General features: G+C 44.6%; 13 protein-coding genes. 6 read left to right on the top strand and 7 right to left on the bottom strand.

The annotated features are described in order from the left end of the window. Window positions 1-44 precede the first annotated feature (44 nt). From thrB to nadA, 7 genes are all read right to left on the bottom strand, one after another. Window positions 45-929 (bottom strand): homoserine kinase, encoded by an 885-nt coding sequence (thrB, locus tag JWV37_RS01530; RefSeq protein ID WP_205457889.1) that lies wholly within the window; start codon window positions 927-929, stop codon window positions 45-47. 8 nt (window positions 930-937) lie between these two features. Beyond that, on the bottom strand, window positions 938-1,372 hold the full coding sequence (locus JWV37_RS01525; protein ID WP_369407633.1) for a hypothetical protein: 435 nt from the start codon (window positions 1,370-1,372) through the stop codon (window positions 938-940). A gap of 14 nt (window positions 1,373-1,386) precedes the next feature. Further along, window positions 1,387-2,271 (bottom strand): UDP-3-O-acyl-N-acetylglucosamine deacetylase, encoded by an 885-nt coding sequence (gene lpxC / locus JWV37_RS01520; RefSeq protein WP_205457888.1) that lies wholly within the window; start codon window positions 2,269-2,271, stop codon window positions 1,387-1,389. 104 nt (window positions 2,272-2,375) lie between these two features. After that, window positions 2,376-3,740 carry a peptidoglycan metallopeptidase Pgp6 gene (gene pgp6 / locus JWV37_RS01515; protein ID WP_205457887.1) on the bottom strand — a complete coding sequence of 455 codons (1,365 nt, stop codon included), beginning with the start codon at window positions 3,738-3,740 and terminating at the stop codon, window positions 2,376-2,378. Window positions 3,741-3,816: 76 nt separating this feature from the next. Further along, window positions 3,817-4,878, bottom strand: a complete 1,062-nt coding sequence (gene flhB / locus JWV37_RS01510) for a flagellar biosynthesis protein FlhB (RefSeq protein ID WP_205457886.1) — start codon at window positions 4,876-4,878, stop codon at window positions 3,817-3,819. 1 nt (window position 4,879) lies between these two features. Then, a complete protein-coding gene (gene nadC / locus JWV37_RS01505; protein ID WP_205457885.1) occupies window positions 4,880-5,704 on the bottom strand; it encodes a carboxylating nicotinate-nucleotide diphosphorylase in 825 nt (274 codons plus the stop codon). Further along, window positions 5,701-6,684 (bottom strand): quinolinate synthase NadA, encoded by a 984-nt coding sequence (gene nadA, locus JWV37_RS01500; RefSeq protein ID WP_205457987.1) that lies wholly within the window; start codon window positions 6,682-6,684, stop codon window positions 5,701-5,703. The genes nadC and nadA overlap by 4 nt, the downstream gene beginning before the upstream one ends. Before the next feature lie 137 nt (window positions 6,685-6,821). Between nadA and plsY the strand changes: the two genes are divergently transcribed. The 6 genes from plsY to JWV37_RS01470 all read left to right on the top strand — a co-directional run bounded on the left by plsY (window position 6,822) and on the right by JWV37_RS01470 (window position 11,610). Beyond that, a complete protein-coding gene (gene plsY, locus JWV37_RS01495; RefSeq protein WP_205457884.1) occupies window positions 6,822-7,442 on the top strand; it encodes a glycerol-3-phosphate 1-O-acyltransferase PlsY in 621 nt (206 codons plus the stop codon). 1 nt (window position 7,443) lies between these two features. Next, complete coding sequence (locus tag JWV37_RS01490) at window positions 7,444-7,767, top strand: dihydroneopterin aldolase (RefSeq protein WP_205457883.1); 324 nt, start codon at window positions 7,444-7,446, stop codon at window positions 7,765-7,767. Window positions 7,768-7,846: 79 nt separating this feature from the next. Further along, a complete protein-coding gene (hsrA, locus tag JWV37_RS01485; RefSeq protein WP_205457882.1) occupies window positions 7,847-8,518 on the top strand; it encodes a homeostatic response regulator transcription factor HsrA in 672 nt (223 codons plus the stop codon). Between the two features lie 23 nt (window positions 8,519-8,541). Further along, on the top strand, window positions 8,542-9,810 hold the full coding sequence (locus tag JWV37_RS01480; RefSeq protein ID WP_369407632.1) for a sensor histidine kinase: 1,269 nt from the start codon (window positions 8,542-8,544) through the stop codon (window positions 9,808-9,810). An 82-nt stretch (window positions 9,811-9,892) separates the two neighbouring features. Further along, window positions 9,893-10,144: a YfhL family 4Fe-4S dicluster ferredoxin gene (locus JWV37_RS01475; RefSeq protein WP_205457880.1), complete on the top strand. Its 252-nt coding sequence runs from the start codon at window positions 9,893-9,895 to the stop codon at window positions 10,142-10,144. After that, a complete protein-coding gene (locus JWV37_RS01470) occupies window positions 10,144-11,610 on the top strand; it encodes a Ppx/GppA phosphatase family protein (protein WP_205457879.1) in 1,467 nt (488 codons plus the stop codon). The genes JWV37_RS01475 and JWV37_RS01470 overlap by 1 nt, the downstream gene beginning before the upstream one ends. Window positions 11,611-11,624: the final 14 nt, after the last annotated feature.

Raw genomic sequence — 11,624 nt, 5'->3', positions numbered from 1 at the left:
GGTTATTTTTATTGCTCATGATAGTACCAAAATTTAGCTTTTTTTTAGCTGTTTTCGATAGTAAAGCCTTCGTTATCGAAAGCACAAGTGTCTACACGGTACTCGGGAAAAGCTTTTTTCAATACTGCTTTTACCCCTTCGGCCTCTTCTGTTCGTACGATGTTTAAGAATGTTGAACCGCTTCCTGAGAGTGTACTCATGAGCGCTCCTGCCTCTAATGCCATTTTTCTAACACGAAAAAGTTCTGGCAATTGGCGCATACGCCGCTCCTCATGCATCATATCAAGTGATGCCAAATGCAACAAATCCCACTGTTCATTCAAAAACGTTGCACTCAAAAATGCCGCGTGAGACAGGTTGTTGACACACTCTTTCATGGAGTAATGTTTGGGAAGTTGGGTGCGTGATTTTGCCGTAGACATGGGCCGATCGGGAATCACAAGCACGGCTTTGATACTCTCTGGAAGGGATTTTTTTTGTGTGTATACTTTACCCTCGTGCACAATGGAAGTAGTGAATCCGCCATGAACTGCGGGAGCAATATTGTCAGGATGCGATTCGTACTCCAAGGCGCGGTTAAGCACATTTTCTTTTTCAACTCGCATACCTGCCATGTGGTATGCACTAGCAATAGCGCCCACAATAACCGCCGAAGAAGAGCCAAGGCCTCGTGAAAGTGGGATTTTGTTTTCAAATTCAAACCGAAAAGATCTTTTTCTTCCAGACATCTGGGTGTATACTTCATGAAAAATAGAGACAAATGGATTGTGGGTTTTGAGTCTTGGGCGATCAGCACCCTCTCCTTTGATAGAGATACTGCCTAAAGAACTTGGAGTAATACTCACACGATTATGTAAAGAGAGCGAAAGGCCAAGGGCATCAAAACCTGGGCCCAAATTTGCACTGGTCGCTGGAATATAAATTTTCAAACACACTCCTAAAGGGCAGGAAGATGATACAAAGGACTGGTATCTTGGCCAAAGGTTGCTGTATCCAACCGCAAGGGAAGTTCCCAATTACTCTCTTGTTCATCTTTTAAAAACTCGGTCGTAATCTTACCATGTTCTTTAACAAAAAAGAGTTTTCCTACTGCTTTAATAGGCTGCCCTCCGTTAAAAGTAAACCCATCACAGGCTTTTAAAGGAATGCCAAGCGCAATCTCAAGGGTTTTTAGAAAAAGATAAGTAACCTTAATGGCCATAAAACTTCCTGGCCCCCTGGCAAAATAAAGTCCTTTACATGTAAAGGTTTCAAGCAAGGTTTTCATGATGCGAGGCAAGGCCTCGCTGGACTTGTCGGTGCTTCGTTCTGTTTGGATAAGAACACCCTCGTGGTAGACACCCACTAGCAACGGAGAGCCCAGAGCTAGCACTAAAATATCAACTTTTATGCAAACACCTTTTCATACGCAGGGGAGATTTCTGGCACCAAGGTTTTAATCTCGTAATTAGAGGGGTCTTTTAAAATTGCCTTGGTGAGCAGGTGGTTCAAATGGTGGCTACCTGCAAAAGATTCATAATCCCCAATCATCGGCGCACCAAGCAATGCCAAATCCCCAATGGCGTCTAAAATCTTGTGGCGCACAAACTCGTCACTATAACGCAACCCCTCAGGGTTTAGTATCTTTTTTTCATCCATGACTACGGCATTATCGAGTGATCCACCAAGTGCCAAACCCCGTGCGCGAAGCATTTGTACGTCTTTCATGAATCCAAAAGTGCGTGCGCGGGCAATTTCATCTAAAAAGGCTTTTTTACCAAACTCAAAATGGTATTCTTGGTGCCCAATGGCCACATGGTCAAAGTGTATCGTGAAGCGAAAAGTGGGAGTTTTAGAGGGCAAAACGCGGGCAAATTTATTGCCTTCTTGCACCTCCACAGGCTTGCGCACAATGAGGACCTTCTTGTACGCTTCAAGGGGGCGAATCTGCGCCTCATCAAGCATCATACAAAAGCTTCCGCTACTGCCATCCATCACTGGCACTTCAGGCCCGTCTACTACGATGCGAATGTTATCAATGCCGTAAGCCCAAACAGCCGAAAGCAAATGTTCAATGGTGGAAATAGCTCCTTTGTCGTTACCTACAACGGTTGCCATTTGGGTATTAATGACATATTCAGGCAGGGCTTTAACGCTCATGCCTAAATCACTTCGGTAAAACACAATTCCCGAATCAGCCTCCATGGGTTCAAGCACAATGCGAATGGGTTCGCCTTTGTGAAGACCTATGCCCACGCTTTCAACACTTTTAAGAATGGTTAATTGCCGCACACCTGTTCCTTAATAAATCACACTCGACTTGGGAGCGATTAAGCAAAAATAATTCCCCATTTTAGAGCACAGGAGTGAATGGTCGGTAAACAAGCGCCATTGGCTCATTGGCGCTCAATCAGCGCTTTTGCGTTGCGCATAATGGCATAAAGATTGTCTTCCATCCAGTTTTTATCCATCCACTCCTCTGGACGCACTTCTACTCCTTGTACCAACACCCCAAAATGCAAATGGTCTCCAAAGGCAAATCCTGTAGCACCTGTTTTAGCAATCACATCTCCCGCCTTTACCACATCTCCTTCTTGCACAAGCAAAGAAGAACAATGGCTATACAAGGTATACAAACCAAGCCCATGGTCTAAAATGACCGTTCGGCCGTAAATACCTGTTTCTTGGGCAAACACAACCCTTCCATCATTACTGCTAAGAATTTCGGCTTGCGCGGTGCTGGCAAGGTCTAGCCCAAGGTGGTACGATTCGCTAACAATTTGACCCTCGTACGTGTATTTTCGATGATCGCCAAAACTCGCAACAGCAGCACCGTTGCGCAAGGGGTAGAAAGGATTTAGCTTGGCTTCACCCAAAAGCGCTTGAGGGGCCTGAGTGGCCACATGGGAAATTTGCGCATCATTATCTTGGCGCAAGGTTTTATTAACAAACATAAAGCGCTCAATGGGTCGCATGGTTTCGTATTCTCGCGAATACATTTGCGCCAAATCTGTCACCTTTCCTTCCAAAAAACGCTCTGTTAGCGCAATACTAGAAACACGGTATTTTCGGTTTTGCAGAAAAAAGCGCACACGTTCACGGGAAAAATTACCCGCCTTATCTTTGGCAATAATATCTGCATGGAACGTCTCTTCGCGCCTCGGCCATGCCACAAGCGAAATATAATACCCCTCTTTATAAAAAGGTGCGGGGTAGAACCGTTGCCCGTCATTGGTTTGAATATACAGCTCTTCCATGTTTGCATCATACCCACGGAACACCACCGCAGCTGAACCGCCCTTGGTAATCTTATAAGAGTTGGTCAATACAAAGAGTTCTGGACGCGTGGTATCGATGTGTAGCTGGGCTATTTTTTGTGCTTCGTTTCCTGCAAAAAAATTCCATTTACTGGCGTCCACGGCCTCTACTTCGAGGGTCATTTGCTCTTCTTTACTAAAAAACCCTGTGCGCGGAAAGGCTACTTCGAGGGAGAGTTCTTTTTGGGGAGCGGTGTACATTTGGGTATGCAACACGACACTATTGGTGCCGTCATTCAAAGTGACGCGCACAAATTTGACACCGCTTTGGTCTTTTACATGTAAGGCAATGGGCTCTTTTAAGTTCCAATGAATTGTCTCTTCGAGGGTAATTTCTGGGGCAGTACGCTCAAACATTGGCGCATTATACAAATACAGTAAAATACTCAAAACAGCACCAATAACAAGAAGGGCAACAATACTACCGGTTCGTTGTTGTTTCATAGGGTTATCCTTGGGTTGTTGCTACGCAGTGGCAATTTGAAGTGGGTGATTATACCTAAAGTGGGCTAAAAGTTCCCTAAGAGCGTCGCTTGTTGGTTTGGTATACAAAGGCCAACACCTCCGCCACCGCTTTATAGAGTTTTTCAGGAATAGCCTGCGACACATCGCATTGCTTGTAAAGCTCCCTTGCTAGCGGGGGGTTTTCGACAATTTGGATTTTGTGGTTAAGGGCAATTTCTTTAATGCGAAGCGCCAAAAAATCTACCCCTTTGGCAATCACCACGGGGGCTTTGTCTTTGCTTTGGTCATAGCGAATGGCAACGGCGTAGTGGGTGGGGTTGGTGATAACCACATCCGCATCAGGAATGTTTTGCATCATCCGTTTTTGGCTCATCTCCATTTGCACCCGACGAATACGCGACTTGACTTGCGGGTCGCCCTCCATTTGTTTGTGTTCGTCTTTGATTTCTTGTTTGGACATGCGCAGTTCTTTAAAATAGTTATACCGCACAAACATCAAATCGATAAACGAAAGTATCAAAAAAAGCGCCAACATCACTGCGGCCAAAATCACCATTTTGTCGCGCAGCCAAATCAGCTGCCCAAAAAGGCCTAAAAAAACAGATTCGGGAAGCTCCGTGGTAAATTCCATCAAAAAATAAAAAGCCAAGCCAAACACCGCGCTGACTTTTAAGATAGTCTTTAGCCCCTCAATGAGTTTTTTTAGCGAAAGAAGGTTTTTAAGCCCTTTAATGGGGTCTATTTTTTTTAAATCGGGAGTGATGGACTTGGTCGTAAACAAAAACCCATACTGCATAAGTGCCGCCAGCACGCCCGCAAATGCAACCGCCACGGCAATGGGCAAAATCATCAGCCCAAGTTCGCGCAAGGAGGCGATAGACATGGTCATGACCACTGTTTTGGTAATCTCTTTGCCGATAAATTCGTAGTAGTACATGTAAAGGTTGCGAACGCGGTCTTCCAAGTAAGGAAACATCAAAAACACTACCACAACCGCCACCACAAGTGTCACGAAACTGCTCGCATCTTGACTCTTGGGGACATTGCCCTCCTTGCGGGCGTCTTCTATCTTTTTACTGGTAGGTTCTTCTGTTTTTTCTTGATCGTCCGCAGCCATTTTAGGAGTGTGGTTCCATTTTCATGGAAAAATCAAGCCATGTAGCTTGGTGAATGAGGCTTCCGCAACTAATGGCATCAACGCCTGTCTTGGCAACACGCACAAGAGTCTCTTCGGTGATATTGCCACTAGCTTCTAGCCACACATGAGGGAAATGGGTATTTCTCCACGCGACCACAATTTGGGTTTGCGCTACGTCCATGTTGTCACACATCACGATGTCTGCCCCCGCTTTCATCGCTTTTTGGGCGGCTTCTAGGGATTCACACTCTATTTCTATCTTACATGTAAAAGGGAGGGTTTTGCGGGCTGAGGCAATCAAAGCATCCAAATCACCAATGAGTGCCAAATGGGTATCTTTAAGCATCAGCGCATCATCAAGCCCAAAACGGTGGTTGCTCCCGCCGCCGCACCGCACGGCATACTTTTCAAAAGCACGCAACAGCGGTCTGGTTTTTCGGGTATCTAAAAGGCGCACAGGCAACCCATCTAAAGCGCGCGCATAGCGGGCAACTTTAGTAGCGATGCCGCTAGCGTGCTGGAGCATGTTAAGTAAGGTGCGTTCTACTTGAAGCAACGCCAAAGAGCTTCCCTCTAACCGGGCTAGGCGTTGGCCTTTTTTTACCACTTCGCCGTCCTTTACATGTAAAGCCAACGTAATGCCTAAAAGTGCGCACAACTCGTGCGCATACGGCGCTCCTGCAAACACCCCTTCGTCTTTACATGTAAGGAGTGCGCTGGCTTCTTGGGAGGGCGCAATGCGTGCAAACAAATCTCCACGCCCCAAATCTTCCTCTAGTGCCGCTTGCACAAACGCACGTATCATAAGGAAAACATCCGATCAAGGGCGACTTTTGCCCACTTCCTCGTCTGCTCATCTACGCGAATTTCATTCATGTAAGTCTGGTTTTTCAAAGAGACCAAACACGCGTGCAAATCCCCCAACGTCGTTTCGTTCATCGTTGGGCACTCAGGCTTAGTGGAGGAAAGCACATAAGTGTGTTCTTTGCGCAACCGATTGACAAGGTTGTATTCTGTCCCCACTGCCACAGGTTGGTCCAAAGGAAGGGCGTTGATATAGGCAATCATCTGCGCGGTAGAACCCACAAAATCCGAAGCTTCACACACTTCTGGCTTGCATTCAGGGTGAGTGACGATTTTGATATCAGGATATTTTGCGCGGTAAAAGGCCACATCTTCTACCTCAAAAAGTTGATGCACCGAACAAAAACCATCGTAACATAAAATATCAGCCTCTTTTAACCCCTCGTCTTTGCCAACCACTTTGGCCACCAGCCCCATCTCTCTTGCGATGTTTTGGCCTAAACATTTATCGGGCACAAAAAGGATTTTTTTGCCGCTTTCTAACGCGCGAGTGATGATGGCTTTTGCGTTAGAGCTGGTGCACACCATGCCACCCATTTGCCCAATGCGCGCTTTTACCTCGGCCGAAGAATTGATGTAGGTCACAGGCATCACATCATGCGCCTCAATACCCGCCTCTTTAAGCACTTCTAATGCTCTGTCATAATACGTTACGTCTATCATTCTTGCCATCGCACAACACGCGATACGGGGCATCAAGAGCCGCTTTTGAGGTGCCAAAATCTTGACGCTTTGCCCCATAAAGCCCACGCCACAAAAAATAAGGTTGGCTTTAGGGTCTTTGGCCGCCCACTGGGCAAGTTGCAATGAATCTCCCGTAAAATCTGCCATCTCAAAGACTTCGTCTTTTTGATAATAATGGGCCACAATGGAGACATCTAAGGTGCGTTTGAGTTCTTGAATTTGTTCTTTGATTGCCATATTGCTCACGCTGTTTTTCCTCTTTTTTTGCTCTAAGTAAAACCGAGCATTATAGCAAAAGCTCATTAAAGAGCGCCTAATTGATTTTTGGCTACAATGCACGCTTATCACAATTATACACAAGGAAGCTCGCCTCTATGCTGACCAACATCAATGTTCTTTTTTATCTTGCTGCTTATTTGATTGGCGCTATCCCTTTTGGCCTGATTTTAGCTAAAGCTTTTGCCAACACTGACATCCGAACCCAAGGCAGCCAAAGCATAGGTGCTACCAATGTCTTACGCGTACTCAAAGAAACCAACCCCGCTATGGCAAAAAAACTTGCCATAGCCACCGTGGTACTGGATGCCCTAAAGGGTCTTGCTGTGATACTTGTGGCAGCTTATTTGGGTCTTTCTCCTCAAACCCAATGGACCATTGGCGTGCTTGCGGTCATCGGCCACTGCTTTAGCCCTTATTTGAAATTTGAAGGGGGTAAGGGCGTGGCAACAGCCGTTGGCGTTGTGCTTTACTTTCTTCCTCTTGAGACACTTATTGCTTTTAGTGTGTGGTATTTATTGGGACGCACAGTGCGCATCTCTTCTGTTTCTTCTCTCGGCGCTCTTGGTGCATTGATTATCTCTTCTTTTTTGATCCACTACGAAATGCCCCACATCAACACCCACGCCCCTTTGCTCATCATTGCTTTTGTGGTAGTGTACAAACACATTCCTAACATCATGCGCCTACTCGGTGGAAAAGAAAAGCAAGTTATCTAAGGTGACTATCTTTGTAAAAGACCTTACCTTTGAAACCATCATTGGTCTGTTGCCTGAAGAGCGCATTACACCTCAAAGGGTAATTTTTGAGGGGAGCTTTACATGTAACGATACGCCTTTGAGCATTGATTATGCACAGGTGGTTTCATTGGTTAAAGAGACCCTTATTCGTGAGCAGTTTGAAACGGTTGAAGAAGCACTTTTAATGCTTGCTCCTTTGCTAAAAACAGCATTCCCACCCATCACATCCCTAAAACTCTCTTTATCCAAGCCGGACATTCTTCCTGAATGCACCGTCGGCGCGTGCTTAGAAAAAATATATTAAAAAAACATTAAAAAATCTTGAAATAACGCTTAAATTATGATACAATCCCCCCATAAATTTTTACCTTAAGGAAATCTAAATGCGGATACTAATCGTTGAAGATGAAGTAACCCTCAACAAAACCATCGCCGAAGGTCTCCAAGAGTTTGGTTACCAAACAGATAGTTCTGAGAACTTCAAAGACGCCGAATACTACATCGGCATTCGCAACTATGATCTAGTCTTGTCTGACTGGATGTTGCCTGATGGCGATGGCATTGATTTAATCAGCCTCGTCAAACAAAAGTCTCCGCGCACAGCTGCGGTCATCCTCTCTGCCAAAGACGATAAAGAGAGCGAAATCAAAGCCCTCAAATCGGGTGCGGATGATTACATCAAAAAACCTTTTGATTTTGATATTTTAGTGGCACGTATCGAAGCGAGACTTCGCTTTGGTGGCACAAACGTTATTAAAATCGATGACTTGGTCATTGACCCTGATGAAGAAAAAATCACTTACAAAGGTCAAGACATTGAACTCAAAGGCAAGCCCTTTGAAGTCTTAACCCACCTTGCGCGCCACAGTGACCAAATTGTCTCTAAAGAGCAACTTTTGGATGCTATTTGGGAAGAGCCTGAACTTGTCACCCCTAACGTCATTGAAGTTGCTATTAACCAAATCCGTCAAAAGATGGATAAACCGCTCAATATCTCAACGATCGAAACCGTTCGACGTCGGGGTTACCGCTTTTGCTTTCCCAAAAAAGTATAAGAACTAAGTTTATTCTACAATTAGTGTCGGCTTCGGCCACACTAATTGTCATCTTTTCCGCCATTTTATACCAAACCATTAAAATTTCCGTCTTTGAAACCATCACGAGCTCTTTGCGTGATTATGCCGCGGTTATCGAAAAAGAGATTGCCCCCTCAAACACAGCCCTCGAATACGCTTTCATTCACCCTGTTTTGCCACCAGAGATTCGCGCTAAAGTTGTTTTCTTGCCAAAAAAAAATCGTACTGTAGAACTTAAACAACACGCCAAAGGCGATCAGCAACTTCTTTCTATTTTTCAACCCATCTGGGCACATCCCCATGCTTTTGTAGTGCTCACTCAAGAAATCACCCAAACAGACAAAATGCTTGAACGTATTTTACGTGATATTTTATTGATTAATTTAAGTGCTATTTTTCTTATCTTATTTTACGCGCTCTTTCTCTCTCGAATGCTGCTTGTGCCTATTAAAATTCTTGCCAACAAACTCTCAGCCATGAATGAAGCTTTTTTGCGTCCTGTGGATACCGACACACTGCCTGAAGAATTTTTGCCCTTGGGAAAGGGGATTAACCGTTTAATTGACCGAATTCAAACCTTTGTTAAGTATCAAAAAGAGCTATTTATTGGTACAGCCCATGAACTAAAAACCCCATTAGCGGTTATGAAAACAAAAAATGAAGTCACCTTGTTGCGACCCAGAGAGAGCGAAAAATACATTGAAGCACTGCAAAGCAATATCCAAGCCATAAATGAAATGAATGCGATGATAGGGGCCATCTTAGAAATTGGTCGCCAAGAAGGTGCCCAATTTGAAGAGCCTGCACCTATTGATTTAGTGGCCTTTTTACAAGAGCGCGTCACCAACTTTAAAATTCTAGCCCACCAAGAGGGTAAAAAAATTCAGCTAGACATCCAAACAAAATACTACCAAATCGTCACACAAAAAACTCTTCTTATTCATATTTTGCAAAACTTTGTCCAAAATGCCATTAAATTTTCCCCCAATGAAGGCACCATTACTATTCGTGCCTACGAGACGCCTTTAGAATTCATGGTTACTGTTGAAGATGAGGGAGAGGGAATTGATGAAACAAAAGACTTATTCGCCCCTTTTAAGCGTTACGGCAACAAAGGTGGTACAGGCTTGGGTCTTTTCTTGGCAAAAGGAGCAGCCGATGCCCTTGGGGCAACCATTCATATTGCCAATCGGCCAGAGAAAAAAGGGGCCATCGCCTCCTTAAGCCTTCCAAAAAATCAACAAAAAATCAACAAAAAACGCCACCGCTAGCCAAGTGTCTTTCTTTTAAATTTCGTCAAAGTTGTTTTAGTGTATAACTCACCCAATATTTTACCCATGAGAAGGAAGACGTATGTCATTGATGATTACCGAAGAGTGCATTGCTTGCGATGCTTGCCGAGACGAATGCCCTAATTTTGCTATCGAAGAAGCCGATCCCATTTATATTATCGATCCAGACAGCTGTACCGAGTGCGTTGGGCATTTTGATGAGCCTTCGTGTATTGCCGTGTGCCCCGTTGAATGCATCATTCCCGATCCAGACAATGTAGAGAGCGTTGAAGAACTAAAGTTAAAATACGAACAACTTACAAACGAAGAGTAATGGCTAAACGCACCGCCATTATTGACTTAGGTTCAAATTCTATCCGAATGGCTGTGTTTGAAAAAACCAGCCGTTTTGGATTTCACCTCATTAAAGAAATCAAAAGCCGCGTTCGCCTAGGCGAGGGGGCGTATGAGCGCGGCGGACACCTCCAGAGCAGACCCATTCAAGAAGCTTTTGACACCCTTGAAGCCTTTAGTCGTATCGCCTCTAATCTCTCCTGCACCAAAATCTTGTGTGTTGCCACATCAGCCCTAAGAGATGCTCCAAATGCACACGACTTTACGACCAAAGTGCGAAAAGCACTAGGTTTTAGTGTGCGCATTATCGACGGAGACACAGAAGCACGCTATGGGGGAATTGCTGCGCTTAATCTGCTCCCACACCTAGAAGAGGCTACAACGATTGACATTGGCGGGGGCTCTACAGAGTTGGCTAAAATAGTCCGAGGAAAGATTGTTGATACGTTCTCTTTGAATGTTGGCACCGTTAGACTTAAAGAGCTTTTTTTTGACACCAAACAGGACAGAAGCGCTCTTGAAGCCTTTTTAAACAATGCTCTTGAAACCCTCCCTTCCCATTTTGCCTCACCTTGCGCCGTGGGCATTGGAGGAACCCTTCGGGCTCTTTCAAATGCTATTATGGAAAAAGAGCTCTACCCTCTAAAAACAGTCCACGGCTTTGCCTTTGACGTTGCTTTACACCGTAGTTGGATTGAGGCCATTGGAGAAAAAAGTATTTTGGATTTAAAACCCTACGGATTCAAAAAAGATCGCATTGACACCATTCGAGAAGGGTGTGTGATTTTTAGCAAACTACTCGACAAGCTCGGAGTCTCAAAAGTGCTTACCTCGGGAGCAGGGGTTCGTGAAGGGGTTTTCTTGAGTGATTTGTTGGCTTCACAACGGGGGGTTTTTCCTCAAAATTTTAATCCAAGCCTTAAAAGCCTCATGGACCGTTTTTCCCAAAACCCAAAAGGCGATGTTTATGTTGCAAAGACGGCTTTGGCACTTTTTGATGCTCTTGTGTGTTTGCATAAAATTGACCCAACGCACAAAGAAACACTTTCTGTCGCAGGCAAGCTACATTCTGTAGGGAGTTATTTGAGTGTTTATCAGGAGCATTTGCATAGTTTTTATTTTATTTTAAACAACCTCAACTTTGGCTTTTCCCATGAAGAAAAAATGCTTATTGCGCTTTTGGTAAAATACCATGCCAAAAAACTGCCAAACTACGAAGACTTTGGAGCCTATGGTGCGTTGTTGCCTGAGGCCAACGTTGTAAACTGGTTAAGCTTTATCCTCTCTTTTGCCAAATGCCTCAACGCAGACCTTAGCAACCCATCTGTAACGTTTTTTTACGAAAACCACACCTTACATGTAAAGAGTGATATCTCTATGCGCCTAGCCAAAGAAGCAATTAAGAAGCTGACCAAGCCTGCCTCTTTTGCCATCGCTTTTCGTTAGTTGCTTCTTCAAAC

It is taken from the genome of Sulfurospirillum tamanense, assembly GCF_016937535.1.
Lineage (GTDB): Bacteria > Campylobacterota > Campylobacteria > Campylobacterales > Campylobacteraceae > Sulfurospirillum_B > Sulfurospirillum_B tamanense.
Note: the sequence above shows the minus strand (reverse complement) of the source record. Positions and strands in the feature narration are given on the sequence as shown.